Source organism: Streptomyces sp. NPDC058674 (assembly GCF_042716505.1).
Taxonomy (GTDB): Bacteria; Actinomycetota; Actinomycetes; order Streptomycetales; family Streptomycetaceae; genus Streptomyces.
On record NZ_JBHXSC010000028.1, the window covers coordinates 1 to 15,994 of the forward strand.

The 15,994-nt window shown below is 73.2% G+C and carries 14 protein-coding genes; 8 read left to right on the forward strand and 6 right to left on the reverse strand.

The window, feature by feature from the left end; genetic code table 11:
* A partial coding sequence (locus tag ACFWU6_RS16755; RefSeq protein WP_383981678.1) for a DUF2510 domain-containing protein occupies window positions 1-1,147 on the reverse strand: 1,147 nt, incomplete at its 3' end.
* Window positions 1,148-1,436: 289 nt separating this feature from the next.
* Between ACFWU6_RS16755 and ACFWU6_RS16760 the strand changes: the two genes are divergently transcribed.
* A complete protein-coding gene (locus ACFWU6_RS16760) occupies window positions 1,437-1,916 on the forward strand; it encodes an SsgA family sporulation/cell division regulator (RefSeq protein ID WP_383813160.1) in 480 nt (159 codons plus the stop codon).
* Window positions 1,917-1,989: 73 nt separating this feature from the next.
* Here the strand turns inward: ACFWU6_RS16760 and ACFWU6_RS16765 are convergent, their stop codons facing one another.
* Entirely contained in the window at window positions 1,990-3,372 is a 1,383-nt protein-coding gene (locus ACFWU6_RS16765; protein WP_383813162.1) for an FAD-binding oxidoreductase, read from the reverse strand.
* A gap of 96 nt (window positions 3,373-3,468) precedes the next feature.
* Here ACFWU6_RS16765 and ACFWU6_RS16770 point away from each other — a divergent pair, with 96 nt between their 5' ends.
* A complete protein-coding gene (locus ACFWU6_RS16770; RefSeq protein ID WP_383981680.1) occupies window positions 3,469-4,989 on the forward strand; it encodes a tetratricopeptide repeat protein in 1,521 nt (506 codons plus the stop codon).
* A 296-nt stretch (window positions 4,990-5,285) separates the two neighbouring features.
* Here the strand turns inward: ACFWU6_RS16770 and hppD are convergent, their stop codons facing one another.
* Window positions 5,286-6,431 carry a 4-hydroxyphenylpyruvate dioxygenase gene (gene hppD, locus ACFWU6_RS16775; RefSeq protein ID WP_383812816.1) on the reverse strand — a complete coding sequence of 382 codons (1,146 nt, stop codon included), beginning with the start codon at window positions 6,429-6,431 and terminating at the stop codon, window positions 5,286-5,288.
* 130 nt (window positions 6,432-6,561) lie between these two features.
* On the opposite strand from hppD, the gene ACFWU6_RS16780 reads away from it, so the two are divergent.
* The 6 genes from ACFWU6_RS16780 (at window position 6,562) to ACFWU6_RS16805 (ending at window position 12,269) form a co-directional block, all read left to right on the forward strand.
* Window positions 6,562-7,038 carry an Lrp/AsnC family transcriptional regulator gene (locus ACFWU6_RS16780; RefSeq protein WP_383812818.1) on the forward strand — a complete coding sequence of 159 codons (477 nt, stop codon included), beginning with the start codon at window positions 6,562-6,564 and terminating at the stop codon, window positions 7,036-7,038.
* 47 nt (window positions 7,039-7,085) lie between these two features.
* Entirely contained in the window at window positions 7,086-7,733 is a 648-nt protein-coding gene (locus tag ACFWU6_RS16785; RefSeq protein WP_383812820.1) for an ABC transporter permease, read from the forward strand.
* Window positions 7,726-8,976 carry a betaine/proline/choline family ABC transporter ATP-binding protein gene (locus ACFWU6_RS16790; RefSeq protein ID WP_383981682.1) on the forward strand — a complete coding sequence of 417 codons (1,251 nt, stop codon included), beginning with the start codon at window positions 7,726-7,728 and terminating at the stop codon, window positions 8,974-8,976. Before ACFWU6_RS16785 ends, ACFWU6_RS16790 begins: the two co-directional genes overlap by 8 nt.
* Window positions 8,973-9,842, forward strand: coding sequence for an ABC transporter permease (locus ACFWU6_RS16795; protein WP_383812824.1), 870 nt, complete (start codon window positions 8,973-8,975; stop codon window positions 9,840-9,842). The genes ACFWU6_RS16790 and ACFWU6_RS16795 overlap by 4 nt, the downstream gene beginning before the upstream one ends.
* Window positions 9,843-10,823, forward strand: a complete 981-nt coding sequence (locus ACFWU6_RS16800; protein WP_383812826.1) for a glycine betaine ABC transporter substrate-binding protein — start codon at window positions 9,843-9,845, stop codon at window positions 10,821-10,823.
* Window positions 10,824-10,922: 99 nt separating this feature from the next.
* Entirely contained in the window at window positions 10,923-12,269 is a 1,347-nt protein-coding gene (locus ACFWU6_RS16805) for an MFS transporter (RefSeq protein ID WP_383981684.1), read from the forward strand.
* Here ACFWU6_RS16805 and ACFWU6_RS16810 read toward each other — a convergent pair.
* From ACFWU6_RS16810 to ACFWU6_RS16820, 3 genes are all read right to left on the reverse strand, one after another.
* Entirely contained in the window at window positions 12,199-12,996 is a 798-nt protein-coding gene (locus ACFWU6_RS16810) for a S16 family serine protease (protein WP_383981686.1), read from the reverse strand. The genes ACFWU6_RS16805 and ACFWU6_RS16810 overlap by 71 nt on opposite strands.
* 115 nt (window positions 12,997-13,111) lie before the next feature.
* Window positions 13,112-13,753 (reverse strand): IclR family transcriptional regulator, encoded by a 642-nt coding sequence (locus tag ACFWU6_RS16815; protein WP_383812831.1) that lies wholly within the window; start codon window positions 13,751-13,753, stop codon window positions 13,112-13,114.
* Between the two features lie 379 nt (window positions 13,754-14,132).
* Window positions 14,133-15,917, reverse strand: a complete 1,785-nt coding sequence (locus ACFWU6_RS16820; RefSeq protein ID WP_383805748.1) for a DEAD/DEAH box helicase — start codon at window positions 15,915-15,917, stop codon at window positions 14,133-14,135.
* Window positions 15,918-15,994: the final 77 nt, after the last annotated feature.

Here is a 15,994-nt window from a genome sequence, read left to right on the forward strand (position 1 = left end):
GGGCGGGAGCGGGCGCAGGCGCGGCGGAGGCGGCGGTGGCGGCCGGGGCGGGGGCGGCCGCGGCCCGCGGGGCCGCCTCGGGCCAGGAGGACGTGAGGCCGGAGCCCGCACCACCGCCGCCCGGGGCGTCGGGCCACGCCGGGGCCGGGGGCGCGGCGGCGGGCGAGCGCACCGACAGGATGCCCGCCGAGGCGGAGGCGGATGCCGGTGCCGCCGCCGGTGCCGGGAACCGGACCGCCGGAGCGGCGGCCGCGGCTGCGGACGGCGTACGGGCCAGGGAGATTCCGGGACCGGCCCCTTCGGCCGCCGGCTGCTCGGGGCGGGAACGGCCCCCCGAGAGGACCGCCGGGCGCGCGACCGGCTCGTACACGGCCTCGCGCGCCTCTCCGTGCGCGGCCTGGTGCGCGGCTTCGGACGCGGCTTCGGACGCGGCGCCGGACGCGGCCTCGGGCGCGGCCCCGGGCGCGGCTTCGGACGCGGCCCCGTACGCGGCCTCGGGCGCGGCCCCGGGCGCGGCGCCGTACGCGGCCCCGGGCGCGGCTTCGGACGCGGCCCCGGGCGCGGCTTCGGACGCGACCCCGGGCGCGGCTTCGGACGCGACCCGGTGCGCGGCCTGGTGTGCAGCTCCGTGCGCGGCTTCGGGCGCGGCCCCCGCGGTCTCGGGCGCGGCGCCGTGCGTGACCCCGTACGCGACCTCGGACGCGGCCCCGTACGCGGCTTCGGAGGCGGCCCGGTGCGCGGCCCCCCGCGCCGGCTCGTGCGCCGGCTCGTGTGCTGCTTCCTGACCGGCGGCGGGCTCCGCCGGGCTGCCCCACGACACCCGGTGGTCGCGCGGTCCGCCGAAGCCGGCCTGGTGGAGGGGGTCGGCCTGCCACGCCAGCGGTTCGGGCTCCGGCGCCGGGGCGCGGGTCGGGGCCGCGGCGGGTGCCGGTTCGGGCTCCGGCAGGGCTTCCGTCGCGGAGGTCTCGTCCAGGAAGACCGGCCCCGTCTCCTCCATGGGGGCGCGGGCCTCGACGACCGGGGCGGGGCGGCTCGTACCGGGCACCCAGGCGGCGCCGTTCCAGTACCGGACGAACCCGGGAATGGACGGATCGGGGTAGTAGCCCTCGCGGGCCGCGTGCTCGCCGTCACCAGGGGAGGCCGTCATGTCCCCAACTCCGATCGTGGCTTGAGGCTTGTCCAGGGGAGGACCATAGCCAAGAACCGTCCCCCGGCAGGTCCGGTAACGGGAGAATGCAAGCCTTCGGGCGAACCTTTCACCAGGCGACCTTTTTCGGCCATCCGATCAGATCCGGCCAATCTCCCTTTCGCTGCCCGAAGTCGCGTCATACTCGGCCGCCCGCGCGCTCTCTCCGGGCGTGGGGCGCGACCCGGCCCCGCACACGAAGGCGCGGCGCGCACCCGGCGCACGCGCAGTGCATCGAAGTGAGGCCGTCATGCACCACCCCGTCGTCGAGCGCGAGCTGGAACTGAAGCTGGTCCTGTCACCCGAGCGCAGCGTCGCCGTCCCCGCCCGCCTCCTCTACCTCACGGACGACCCGTACGCCGTCCACATCACCTTCCACACCGGTTCCAGCGCCCCGGTCAACTGGACCTTCGCCCGCGAACTGCTGGTCGAGGGGGTGTTCCGGCCGTGCGGCCACGGGGACGTCCGGATCTGGCCCACCAGGATCGAGGACCGGGCCGTGCTCTGCATGGCGCTCAGCTCCCCCGACGGCGACGCCCTGCTGGAGGCGCCCGCCGCCTGCGTGTCGGCCTGGCTGGAGCGCACCCTGCGGATCGTCCCGCCCGGCACCGAGGCGGACCGGCTCGGGCTGGACGCGGCCCTGGCCGAACTGCTCGCCCCCACCCCGGCCGACGAGCTGTGGCTGCGCGACCCGTGGCCCTCGGACGAGTCGGCGGACGGGGAGCGGTGAGGGCCGGCCGCCCCGCGCGGACCGGGCGGCGGGCGCCGGGAGGACTCCTCCGGTGGGAGGCGGGTCCGTCCGGTCAGAAGACCTTGCCCGGGTTGAGCAGCCCCAGCGGGTCGAAGGCGTGCTTCACGGCGCGCTGCATCTCCATGCCCACCGGGCCCAGTTCGCGGGCGAGCCACTCCTTCTTCAGGACGCCCACCCCGTGTTCGCCGGTGATCGTCCCGCCCAGGGAGAGCCCGAGCTCCATGATCGCGTCGAAGGACGCGCGGGCCCGCCGCGCCTCGTCCGCGTCGGCCGGGTCGAAGCAGACCACGGGGTGGGTGTTGCCGTCCCCCGCGTGCGCGCAGACGCCGATGAGCAGGTCGTACGCGCGGGCGATGGCGGCCGTGCCGTCCAGCATCTCGGCGAGCCGCGAGCGCGGTACGCACACGTCGTCGATCATCGTCGCCGGGCGCAGCGCGTCGAGGGCGGTCAGGGACATCCGGCGGGCCTGGAGCAGCAGTTCGGACTCGGCCACGTCCTCGGCGGGGACCACGGAGGTGGCCCCGGCGGCCGTGCACAGCTCCCCCACGGCCGCGAGCTCCTCGGGGGCGTGCGGGGTGTCGAAGGCGGCGAGCAGCAGCGCCTCGGTGGTCTCGGGCAGCCCCATCCTGCCGAGGGCGTTGACGGCGCGGACGGTCGTGCCGTCCATCAGCTCCAGCAGGGAGGGGGTCAGCCCGGCCTCCATGACGGCGCAGACCGCCGCGCAGGCGGCCGCGGCGGACGGGAACTCGGCGGCCAGGGCGAGCTGCCGGGGCGGCGCGGGGCGCAGGGCGAGGACGGCCCGGACCACGACGCCGAGGCTGCCCTCGGAGCCGACGAAGAGCCGGGTGAGGTCGTAGCCGGCGACGCCCTTCGCGGTGCGCCGGCCCGTGCGCAGCAGCCGTCCGTCGGCCAGGACCACGTCGAGCCCGAGGACGTACTCGGCGGTGACCCCGTACTTGACGCAGCACAGGCCGCCGGAGGCGGTGCCGATGTTGCCGCCGATGGTGCACTGCTCCCAGCTGGAGGGGTCGGGCGGGTAGTACAGGCCCCGGGCGGCGACGGCCCGCGAGAGCACGGCGTTGACGACGCCCGGCTCGACGACGGCGATCCGGTCGACGGCGGAGACCTCCAGGATGCGGTCCATCTTGATCAGGGACAGCACGATGCAGCCGTCGGAGGCGTTGGCGGCGCCCGACAGACCGGTACGGGCGCCCTGCGGGACCACGGGGATCCGCAGGGCGGTGGCGGTGCGCAGCACGTGCTGCACCTGCTCGACGGTCCGGGGCAGGACGACGGCGGCGGGGGTGCCGGCGGCGCAGAACCCCGCCATGTCGGTGGCGTAGGAGGCGGTCACCTGGGGGTCGGTGAGCAGGGCCTCGGCCGGGAGACCGGCCAGCAGGCGCTCGGTGAGCTGTGTGGAGAGGTCCTCGTCCATGGGGCCAGCGTGGCACTCGGGGCCATCGGTGTGAACACGCCCGCGCCCCTCTTCGGACACCTCGGTGAACTCTTCATATTGACGCACAGTGAGCACATGGACCGTATCGACGAGGAATCGCAGCAGCCGGCGCCGCCCGTGACCTTCACCGGCCGCAAGACGCTCGTGGCGGCCGCGGTCGCCGTGGTCCTGATCGCCGGGGCCCTGCTGATCCGGCCGGCCCGCACCGGTGACGACGCCCGTCCGCCGGGGCCGAGCGAGCGGGCCGCCTCGGCGGTCGGCAGGGGCGCCCCGGTCGCGGCGGTGGACCTGACGGCGCTGGTCGCGGGCCGGGAGAAGTGGGTCGCGGCGCACCCGCGGGACCACGCCTCGTGGGCGGTGCTCGGCGCGGCCTACCTGGAGCAGGGGCGGCGCACCGCGGACTCGGGGTGGTTCCCGAAGGCGGAGAAGGCGCTGAAGCGGTCGCTGGAGGCCCGCCCGGCGGAGAAGGGCAACTTCGACGCGATGACGGGCATGGGCACGCTGGCCAACGCCCGGCGGGACTTCGGCACCGGCAAGAAGTGGGGCGAGCTCCTCCGGGCGCAGGCCCCGGAGCGGTGGACGGCCTACCCGGTGCTCGTCGACGCGTACACGGGCCTGGGGGACTACAAGGCGGCGCAGGCGGCGATGGACCGGCTGCTGGAGCTGCAGACGGGCCTGGTGGCGTACACGAAGGCCTCGCAGGTCTACCGCGACCGGGGCTGGCGCGAGGACGCCGTGATGGCGATGGAGCACGCGGCGGGCGCGGCCAAGGCTCCGGCGGAGAAGGCGCACGCGCTGTTCCGGCTCGGCGAGCTGTCCTTCGAGCGGGGCGACGCGGCGCTGGCGCTGACGCAGTACGAGGCCGCGCTGCGCACGGACCCGGGGCAGGCGCAGGCGCTGGGGGGCCGGGCTCGGGCGCTGGCCGGGCTGGGGCGCGGCGGGGAGGCGGTGCGCGACTACCGGATGGCGCTGGGGCGGACCCCGGTGCCGCAGCTGGCGCTGGAGCTGGGCGAGCTGCTGGAGGCGCTGGGCCGCGGGCAGGAGGCGCGGGTCCCGTACGACATGCTGGGCGCGCTGGCGGCCCGGGACGGCTCGAACGGGGTCGACGACGACGTGGTGCTGGGCCTGTACGAGGCGGACCACGGCGATCCGGCGGCGGCGGTGCGGCGGCTGTCGCAGGAGTGGTCGCGGCACAAGAGCGTGCAGGTCGCGGACGCGCTGGGATGGGCGCTGCACAAGTCGGGCGACGACGTGGCGGCGCTGGAGTACGCGAAGAAGGCGACCGAGCAGGGGCTGCGGAGCGCGGACTTCGCCTACCACCGGGCGATGATCGAGCGCGGCCTGGGCGACGAGTCGGCGGCGCGGCGGCACCTGGAGGAGGCGCTGCGGACCAACCCGCGCTTCTCGCCGCTGCGGGCGCCGCGGGCGAAGGAGATGCTGACGGTGATCGGGCAGCCGGCGGCGGGCGGTCCGGAGAACGTGCTGCCGACGAAGCCGTGGGTGGCGCCGGAGCTGCCGAAACCGAATCCGCCGAAGCCGAAGCCGCCTGCGGTGCCGCCTGCGGCGAAGCCGACCCCGACGCCCGCGTCCGACTGACCCCGGGGCTCCGCCCCGGACCCCGAACGGCGCTCCGCGCCGCGCCTCAAACGCCGGCGGGGCTGGGATGAGGCAGATCCGGCCCCGCCTGGCACGTGCCGGCTCACGGAGGGCAGATCCAGCCCCGCCGGCGTTTGAGGCGCCGGGCCTGGGGCGGAGCCCCTGGGGCGGAGCCCCGGCGGGCCGGGGCGGGGCAGATCCAGCCTCGCCGGCGTTTGAGGCGCCGGGTCTGGGGCGGAGCCCCGGAGGCCGGGCCCCCCCGGGGCCGGGCCTCCGGGGCCGGGGTGGGGCGGCGGCTACAGGTTGCCGCGCTTTTCCTGCTCGCGCTCGATCGCCTCGAACAGCGCCTTGAAGTTGCCCTTGCCGAAGCCCATGGAGCCGTGGCGCTCGATCATCTCGAAGAAGACGGTCGGCTTGTCCTGCACCGGCTTCGTGAAGATCTGCAGCAGGTAGCCGTCCTCGTCGCGGTCGACGAGGATCTTCAGCTCGCGCAGGGTCTCGACCGGTACCCGGGTCTCGCCCGCCCACTCGCCGAGCGTGTCGTAGTACGAGTCCGGGGTGTCCAGGAACCGCACGCCCGCGGCGCGCATCGCGCGGACGGTGGCGACGATGTCGTTGGTGGCGAGCGCGATGTGCTGGACGCCGGCCCCGCCGTAGAACTCCAGGTACTCGTCGATCTGCGACTTCTTCTTCGCGATCGCCGGCTCGTTGATCGGGAACTTCACCTTCAGGGTGCCGTCCGCGACCACCTTCGACATCAGCGCCGAGTACTCGGTCGCGATGTCGTCGCCCACGAACTCCTTCATGTTCGTGAAGCCCATGACCTTGTTGTAGAAGGCGACCCACTCGTTCATGCGACCGAGCTCGACGTTGCCGACGCAGTGGTCGATGGCCTGGAAGGTTCGCTTGGCCGGGGGCTCGACGATCGGGGAGGCGGCGACGAAGCCCGGCAGGTAGGGGCCGGTGTAGTCGCGGCGCTCGACGAGCGTGTGGCGGGTCTGGCCGTAGGTGGCGATCGCGGCCAGCACGACCGTGCCGTGCTCGTCCTCGACCTCGTGCGGCTCCTCCAGCCCGCGGGCGCCGTGCTCGACGGCGTAGGCGTACGCCGCCCGGGCGTCCGGGACCTCGATGGCCAGGTCGACCACGCCGTCGCCGTGGTCGGCGACGTGCTCGGCGAGGAAGCGGCCGCGGTCGGTCGACGCCTTGATGACCGAGGTCAGGACGAAGCGCGCGCCGCCGTTGGTGAGGACGTAGCTGGCGGTCTCGCGGACGCCGTTCTCCGGTCCGGAGTAGGCCACGAGCTTCATGCCGAAGGCGGTCGAGTAGTAGTGCGCGGCCTGCTTGGCATTGCCGACGGCGAAGACGACCGCGTCCATGCCCTTCACCGGGAAGGGGTCCGCCTCACGCGCGGTGTGCGGGGTGGTGTCGAGGGTCTCAGTCATGACCGCAGAGTCCCGCCCATCCACAAGCTGCGCAATAGTTCTCATTTCAGCTGTACAGATTGACCAGCTGAGCCAGAGAATGGCTGAAACATCTGCGCACTATGACCACCACCGAGGGCCGGAGGCACCCGTGGGCATCGACGACCTCGACGGCCGGCTCATCGTCCTGCTCGCCCGCGAACCCCGGATCGGGGTGCTGGAGGCCTCGCGCCGGCTCGGCGTGGCCCGCGGGACCGTACAGGCCCGCCTCGACCGGCTTCAGTCGAACGGAGTCATCCGCGGCTTCGGTCCGCAGGTCGATCCTGCGGCCCTCGGGTACCCGGTGACGGCCTTCGCCACTCTGGAGATCAAGCAGGGGCAAGGGGCCGACGTGCGGGCCCACTTGGACGGGGTCCCCGAGGTGCTGGAGCTGCACACCACCACCGGTCACGGGGACATGCTGTGCCGGCTCGTCGCGCGCTCCAACGCCGACCTCCAGCGGGTGATCGACCGGGTTGTCGGTTTTGATGGCATCGTGCGGGCTTCGACGGCGATCGTCATGGAGAACCCCGTACCCCTGCGGATCATCCCCCTGGTCGAACAGGCGGCCGAGGACGACACCCGCTGACACCCCGCCGACCGAAGGCGGCCGGACGCAGGACGAGGTGACACGGCGTGAGCTTCTGGACCTACCTGTCCGCCCGCCACGAGCAGCTCCTCACCGACGCCTTCCAGCACGCCAGCGCCGTCTTCCAGTGCATGCTGCTCGCGACGGTCCTCGGCCTGGTCATCGGCGTGACCACCTACCGCAGCGGCTGGGCGGGCAACCTCGCCATCACCTCCACCGCCTCGGTGCTGACCATCCCCTCCCTCGCCCTGATCGGCCTGCTGATCCCGCTGGTCGGGCTGGGAGTGGCACCGACCGTGATCACCCTGACCCTGTACGGGCTGCTGCCGGTCGTCCGGAACTCGATCGTGGGCCTGCGCGGGGTGGACCCGGCCCTGGTCGACGCGGCCAAGGGCATCGGGATGTCCCGCGCCGCCCGGCTGCTGCGGGTGGAGCTGCCGCTCGCCTGGCCGCCGATCCTCACCGGCATCCGCGTCGCGACCCAGATGCTGATGGGCATCGCCGCCATCGCCGCCTACGCCTCGGGGCCGGGCCTGGGCAACGAGATCTTCCGCGGGATCGCCTCGCTCGGCAGCGCGAACGCCCTCAACCAGGTCCTGGCGGGCACGGTGGGCATCGTCATCCTCGCCCTGCTCTTCGACGCCGCGTACGTCCTGCTCGGCCGTCTCACCATCCCGAGGGGGATCCGTGTCTGAGACCGACGCCCCGGCTCCGGGGAGCGCCTCCGGAGCGACGATCCGGCTGGAGAACCTCACCAAGCGCTACCCGGGCAACCCCGCCCCCGCCGTCGACGACGTCTCGATGGACATCAAGGCGGGCGAGACCGTCGTCTTCGTCGGCCCGTCGGGCTGCGGGAAGTCCACGACCCTCAAGATGATCAACCGGCTGATCGAGCCCAGCTCCGGCCGGATCAGGATCGGCGACGAGGACGTCACCGACATGGACCCGGTCAAACTGCGGCGCAAGATCGGCTACGCGATCCAGTCCTCCGGGCTCTTCCCGCACATGACGGTCGCCGAGAACATCGCCCTCGTCCCGAAGATGACCGGCTGGTCCAAGGCGAAGGTGAGGGACCGGGTCGAGGAGATGCTCGACCTGGTGGGCCTCGACCCGCGCGAGTTCCACGGCCGCTACCCGCGCCAGCTCTCCGGCGGCCAGCAGCAGCGCGTCGGCGTCGCCCGGGCCCTGGCCGCCGACCCGCCGGTGCTGCTGATGGACGAGCCCTTCGGGGCCGTCGACCCGATCACCCGCGACCACCTCCAGGACGAGCTGATCCGGCTCCAGCACGAGCTGCACAAGACGATCGTCTTCGTCACCCACGACTTCGACGAGGCCATCAAGCTCGGCGACCGGATCGCGGTGCTGCGGGAGCGCTCGCACATCGCGCAGTTCGACACCCCCGAAGCCATCCTCACCAACCCGGCGGACGACTTCGTCTCCGGTTTCGTCGGCGCCGGCGCGGCCCTCAAACGGCTCAACCTGACCCGCGTACGGGACGTGGGGATCGCGGAGTTCCCGACCGTGTCGGTGGACGACCCCCTCCAGCAGATCTTCAGCACCCTGCGCGGCGGCCGGCACAACGAACTGCTGATGCTCGACCGGCGCGGCCGCCCGTACAAGTGGCTGCGCCGCGGCGACCTCATGCGGGCCAAGGGCTCCCTGGCCCGGGCCGGCCAGCTGGTCCACGACACCGTGACCCGCGACGCGACCCTGCACGACGCCCTGGAAGCCGTGCTCACCGACAGCGGCGGGCGGGTGGCCGTCACCGGCCGGCGCGGCGAGTACATCGGGGTCGTGGACATGGAGACCCTGATGAACTCGGTCCACGAGATGCTGGAGGCGGACCGGCTCACCGCCGCCGAGCACGCGCACGACCTGGAGGAACTGCGCCACCACCGGACCGAACAGGAGCTGGAGGGCGAGGGGGGCGGCTCATGAGCACCGCGTCCCCGCACCGCCCCTCCGGCGAGCGGCCGCCCGGCGAGCACGAGGTCAGGGGCCTCCCCTTTCGCGACGACCTCGCCGACGGGACCGAGGAGCCGGGCCCCCCGGCCCCCGGGCGGGGCCGCGCCCACCGGATCACCCGGGCCAGGCTGCTGGTCACGCCCGCCGTCCTGGGCCTCGTACTGCTGGCCCTCTACCTGTGGATCACCAACATCCCCCTCGACCCCATCGAGAAGAACTCGCTCGGCAACGGCAACGTGCGGCTGCGGCTGTGGCAGCACGTGCGGCTCACCGCCGTCTCCACCTTCTGGGTGCTGGTGATCGCCATCCCGCTGGGCATCGCCCTGACCCGCGGCGCGGCGCGCCGGGTCGCGCCGGTGTTCACCGCGATCGCCAACGTCGGCCAGGCCACCCCCGCCATCGGCCTGCTGGCCCTGCTGGTCATCTGGCTCGGCATCGGCCCGTCCACCGCGATCGTCGGCATGGTGGCGTACGCCGTGCTGCCCGTGCTGTCCAACACGATGGCGGGGCTGCGGGCCATCGACCCCCAACTGGTGGAGGCCGCGCGCGGGATCGGGATGTCGGGGAGGGGCCGGCTGCGGAAGGTGGAGCTGCCGCTCGCGGTCCCGCTGATCCTGGCGGGCGTACGGACGGCGCTGGTGCTGAACGTCGGCACAGCCACCCTGGCCACCTTCGGCGGCGGCGGGGGCCTGGGCGACCTGATCACCTCCGGGATCCAGACGCAGCGGATGCCGGTGCTGGTGGTGGGCTCGGTGCTCACCGTGGTGCTCGCCCTGTTCGTGGACTGGCTGGCCTCCCTGGTGGAGACGGTCCTGACCCCGCGCGGGCTGGAGGCGTAGATGCACACCTTCCGGACGAGGGCGGCGACGGCGGTCGCGGCGGCCGCTCTGCTGGCACTGGCCGGCTGCGGGCTCAAGAGCGGCTCCCCGATGGTGGACGACGTGCGGCCGGGCTCGGTCGGGCAGGGCGAGCCGCTCGCGGGCGCCTCCCTCACCGTCACCTCGAAGAACTTCAGCGAGAACATCGTGCTCGGTCAGATCCTCGGCCTCGTCTTCGAGGCGGCGGGCGCCGAGGTCCTGGACCGCACCAACCTGCCCGGGTCGATCAGCGCGCGCGAGGCCGTCCGCAAGGGCGACGCCGACGCCATGTACGAGTACACCGGCACCGCCTGGATCACCTACCTGGGCAACACCGAGCCGATCGACGACCCGCGCAAGCAGTGGGAGGCGGTGCGCGCCGCGGATGTCCGAAACGGCGTGGTGTGGCTGCCGCCGGCCTCCCTGAACAACACCTACACCCTGGCCATCAGCAAGAAGAACAACGCGAAGTACCACCTGCGGTCCCTCTCGGACGTGGCCGCGCTGGCCCGCAGGAACCCGTCGGCGGTGACGCTGTGCGTGGAGAACGAGTTCGCCTCCCGCGAGGACGGCCTGCCGGGCATGGAGAAGGCGTACGGGATGAAGATCCCCGCGGGCAACGTCCAGAAGATGGACGCCGGGATCATCTACACGCAGGTCTCGAAGTCGGACTCCTGCCTGCTGGGCGAGGCCTTCACCACGGACGGCCGGATCAAGGCCATGGACCTGGACATCATGGAGGACGACAAGCGCTTCTTCCCCAACTACAACGCGGCGCCGGTGGTCAACGCCAAGACGTTCGAGAGGTACCCGGTCATCGCGCAGCTGCTGGCCCCGGTGACGGAGCGGCTGACGATCGAGCTGACGCGGGAGCTGAACGCGCAGGTGGACGTGGAGGGGCGGGACCCGCACGCGGTGGCCAAGGCGTGGCTGCTGGCGGAGGGCTTCATCCGGGAGGGCTGACGGCTGGGGGCTGCCCGGGGGGATTCTGCCGATTCTGCCAAAAACCTGCCGCAGGGAAATGATCGCCCACGGGAGTCTTCGCGACTCTATCGTCGGGGCATGCCCGCACACCTCCCTCCGTACCCGCGTCCGGCCGGGCGCCGCGTGAGCCGGGGGCCGTTCGCCGCGGTCCTGGCCGCCAACACCATCTCCATAGCCGGGAGTTCACTGACGCTCATCGGGGTCCCGTGGTTCGTCCTCGTGACCACGGGGAGCGCCGGCCGAGCCGGGATCGTCGCCTTCTGCGCCACCCTGCCCGTCGTCGTCGCCGCTCTCGTCGGCGGCCCCGTCATCGACCGCATGGGCCGCCGCCGGGTCTCGGCCGTCTCCGACCTGGTCTGCGGCCTCGCCGTCGGGGCCGTCCCGCTGCTGCACTACGCGGGCCTGCTGGAGTTCTGGATGCTGTGCGCGCTGATGGCCGTCAGCGGCCTCGTGCACACGCCCGGCCTGACCGCCCGGCACGTCCTGATGCCCGACCTCGCCGAGCACGCCGGGACCACCGTCCCCCGGGCGGCCGGCCTCTACGACGCCGTCTCGCGCGGCGCGCGCATGATCGGCGCCGCGGTGGCGGGCGTCCTCATCGCGGCCTTCGGGGCCGAGACCGTGCTCCTGGTGGACGCGGTCACCTTCGGGGCGTCTGCCCTGCTGGTCACCGTCTTCCTGCGGGAGGTCCCGTCCGCCGAGCCGCAACGCGCCCGCGGAGGAGTGTCGTTCGCCTCGTACCGCGCCGAACTGGCCGAGGGCTGGGCCTTCCTGATCCGTTCCCGCCTGCTGCTGGGCGTCACCGTGATGGTGATGATGACCAACGGGCTGGACCAGGGCTGGTCCTCGGTCCTGCTGCCCGTGCACGGCCGCGAGAACCTGGGCGGCGCCGGCGCCCTGGGGCTGATGATCTCCCTCTTCGGCGGCTTCGCCCTGCTGGGAGCCCTGCTGTACGGGGCGTGGGGCGAGCGGTTCCCGCGCCGGACGGTGTTCGCGGCGGCCTTCCTGGCCTCCGGGGCGATCCGGTACGCCGTGGCCGCGCTCACCGATACGGCGCTGCCGCTCGCGGTGACGATGGCCCTGGCCGGCCTGGGAGCGGGCATGCTCAATCCGATCCTGACGACGGTGATGTACGAGCAGGTGCCGCAGGAGCTGCGCAGCCGCGTCTTCGGGGTCACCACCGCGGGCTGCGAGCTGACCATGCCGCTGGGCGGGCTGGCCGCGGGACTGCTGGTCGACGGGTTCGGTGCGACGACGGCGCTGCTGCTGTTCGGCGGCACCTATCTGCTGACGACGCTCGCCCCGCTGCTCTTCCCGGCCTGGCGGGGGCTGAACGCCGCGCCGCCGCCGCCCGTCAGCAGGTCGGAGCCGGCTCTCCCCGGTTCAGCGCGCGCAGCGCGTTCACCGCGTCCGTCAGCGAAGTGACGGGGACGAGCCGCAGCCCCTCGGGCAGTTCGGACCGGGCGTCGGAGCACTCGGCCTTCGGTACGAGGAACACGCTGGCCCCGTCGCGCCGTGCGGCCTGCGTCTTGAGGGCCACTCCGCCGACCGCGCCGACCTCTCCGCCGACGCTGATGGTGCCCGTACCGGCGATGGTGCGGCCGCCCGTGAGGTCGCCGCCGCTGCCGTCGCCGTCGAGCTTGTCGACGATGCCGAGGGAGAAGAGGAGCCCGGCGCTGGGGCCGCCGACGTCGGCGAGGTTGAGGTCGACCTTCACGTCGTCGCGGTCCTTGTGGAGGAAGCCGAGGGCGGCCTGGGTGGCGGTCGACTGGGACTTGGCCATTTCCTCCAGGTTGTGCGCCTCGATCTCCTGGTCGGTTCCGCCGGAGGAGTAGACGGCGTCCTTGGGCATGACCGCACGGGCGGGGTCGAACCAGTGGCCGACGAGCTCCGGCAGGGTCACCGTCGTGGAGGGGCCGGTGGCCTGGATGGTGGTCATGCGGAGCTGGCCCGTGGTCTGCCGGGTGGGGGCGCCGGTGACGGCGATGACGGCTTTGCCGTCCCGCTCGCCGAGCACGTCGGCCGTGAGCCCCGGCTGGGCGATCACGAAGGGCAGCGGCGCGAAGGCGGCCACGCCGAGCAGCGCGACGACGGGCGCGGCGCAGACGGCCAGGGCGGCGGGACGCGGCAGACGTGTGAGACGAGAGAGCACCCGCCCAATCTATCCGCCCACCCACAGCTTCGACCCGCACCGCTACAGAAGCCCCACCGCGCGGACGGGCCGGGCCCGGCGCACCACGGCACCCGGCCCGGCCCGCGCAACGGCGTCAGCGCAGGGCGTCGGCGACCTCGCGCGCCGCGTCGACCACCCGCGGCCCCACCCGCTCCGGGACCGCGTCGGCCAGCATCACGACCCCGACACTGCCCTCCAGCCCGGTGATGCCCACGAGCGGCGCCGCGGCGCCACTCGCGCCCGCCTCCAGCTCTCCGTGGGTCAGCGTGTACCCCGGCTCGATCAAGGAGCCCTGACGGGCGGCCAGGATGGCCCGCCCGGCGGCACCGCGGTCCAGCGGGTGGCGGAAACCCGCCCGGTAGGCCACGTGGTAGTCCGTCCAGGTCGGCTCGACGACGGCCACGGCCAGCGCGTCGGTGCCGTCGACGAGGGTCAGGTGCGCGGTGGCGCCTATGTCCTCGGCGAGGGACCGCAGCGCGGGCAGGGCCGCCTCACGCACGAGGGGGTGCACCTGCCGGCCCAACCGCAGGACACCGAGCCCGACGCGGGCCCGGCCGCCGAGGTCGCGGCGGACCAGGGCGTGCTGTTCGAGCGTGGCGAGAAGCCGGTAGACCACGGTGCGGTTCACACCGAGGCGGTTGGAGAGCTCGGTGACGGTCAGACCGTGGTCGGTGTCGGCGAGCAGTTTGAGGACTCTGAGCCCTCTGTCGAGAGTCTGGGAGGTTTCCGCGGTCACGACGCCTCTCCCTCTTTCGGTGGGCGGCGGTGACTCTCGGGGTGGCGCGCCACCGGTCCCGCGGCGGCGCACGGAGAGGCCGCCGGTAGCGGCCATGGCACCGGCTGCGCTCCCGCGGCGGCGCTGCCACGGTGCGTTCGATGCGGGGACAGTAGCGAGCAGGTTCGCTGAGCGGAAGGGCCCGTCCAGAATCCGGGCGCCAACTACCGTTTTATGACGGTTCCTGATCGGTGTCGGAGTCGTTTCGTGACCTCACCCGCCCCAAGAGGTCTCCACGTCACCACGACGCGGGCGACGCGGGCGACCCGGGCGACGCGCGCGGGGTCCGTGCGGCGTACCCCGCACGGACCCCGCCCGCCCCACCCCTCGTACGAACCGCTCACCGCATCCGGGTGGCCCACTCCTGGACCTTCTTGATGCGCTCCCGCAGCTGCCCCGCCGTCGCCTCCGCGCTCGGCGGCCCGCCGCACACCCGGCGCAGCTCCGTGTGGATGACCCCGTGCGGCTTCCCGCTCTGGTGGACGTACGCGCCCACCATCGTGTTCAGCGACTTGCGCAGCTCCAGCAGCTCCTTGTGGGAGACCACCGGCCGCCGGTCGGCCGGCAGCTCCAGCAGGTCCGCCTCCGCGTCCGGCTTGCGGCGGCTGTGCGCGATCTGCCGCGACTGCCGCTTCTGGAGCAGCATCTGCACCTGGTCCGGTTCCAGCAGCCCGGGGATGCCGAGGTAGTCCTGCTCCTCTTCGCTGCCCGGGTGCGCCTGCATGCCGAACTCGGCGCCGTCGTAGAGGACCCGGTCGAAGACCGCGTCGGACTCCAGCGCCTCGAAGGACATCTGCTCCTCGTCGCCGGTGTCCTCGTCCTCCTGCTTGTTCGCCTCGTCCATCTCCTTCTCGGACTCGGCGTACGGGTCTTCCTCACCCTGCTTCTTCGGCTTGTCGAGGACGTGGTCGCGCTCGACCTCCATCTCGTTCGCGAAGCCGAGCAGGTAGGGAATGGTCGGAAGGAACACGGAGGCGGTCTCGCCGCGCCTGCGCGATCGCACGAAGCGCCCCACGGCCTGGGCGAAGAAGAGGGGGGTCGAGATCGTCGTCGCGTACACCCCGACGGCCAGCCGGGGCACGTCGACGCCCTCGGACACCATGCGGACCGCGACCATCCAGCGGCTGCCGTCCTCGCTGAACTCGTCGATCCGCTTCGAGGCGCCGGTGTCGTCGGACAGGACCACGGTCGCCTTGCTGCCGGTGATCTCCCGCAGCAGCTTGGCGTACGCGCGCGCCGAGTCCTGGTCGGAGGCGATGACCAGGCCGCCCGCGTCCGGGATGCCCTTCCTGACCTCGGTGAGCCGCTGGTCGGCGGCGCGCAGCACGTTCGGCATCCAGTCGCCGCGCGGGTCCAGCGCGGTGCGCCAGGCCTGCGAGATGGCGTCCTTGGTCATCGGCTCGCCGAGCCGGGCGGCGATCTCGTCGCCCGCCTTGGTGCGCCAGCGCATGTTGCCGCTGTAGGAGAGGAAGATGACGGGCCGCACGACGCCGTCGCCGAGCGCGTTGCCGTAGCCGTAGGTGTAGTCGGCGGAGGAGCGCCGGATGCCGTCGTTCCCCTCCTCGTACGTGACGAAGGGGATCGGGTTGGTGTCGGACCGGAAGGGGGTGCCGGTCAGGGCCAGGCGGCGGGTCGCCGGGTCGAAGGCCTCCAGGCAGGCCTCGCCCCAGGACTTCGAGTCGCCGGCGTGGTGGATCTCGTCGAGGATCACCAGGGTCTTGCGCTGCTCGCACCGGTTGCGGTGCAGCATCGGGCGGACGCCCACACCCGCGTAGGTGACGGCGACCCCGTGGTAGTCCTTGCTGAGCGGGCCGGCGGAGTACTCGGGGTCCAGCCGGATCCCTATCCGGGCGGCCGCCTCGGCCCACTGCTTCTTCAGGTGCTCGGTCGGCGCGACCACGGTCACCTGCTGGACCACGTGGTGGTGCAGCAGCCAGGAGGCCAGGGTCAGCGCGAAGGTGGTCTTTCCGGCGCCCGGCGTCGCGACCGCGAGGAAGTCCCGCGGCTGGGTCTGGATGTAGCGGTCCAGCGCCCCCTGCTGCCAGGCTCGCAGCGCGTTGGCGGTGCCCCAGGGGGCACGGCCGGGGAAGGCGGGTGAGAGGTGGTGGGAGGCGGTAGTAGTCACGGTCTCCGGTTCGGGCTCTCGGCGTACTCGCGTACTGGCACGGGCAGTCGTACGTAGGACAACCGGGCCACCCTACC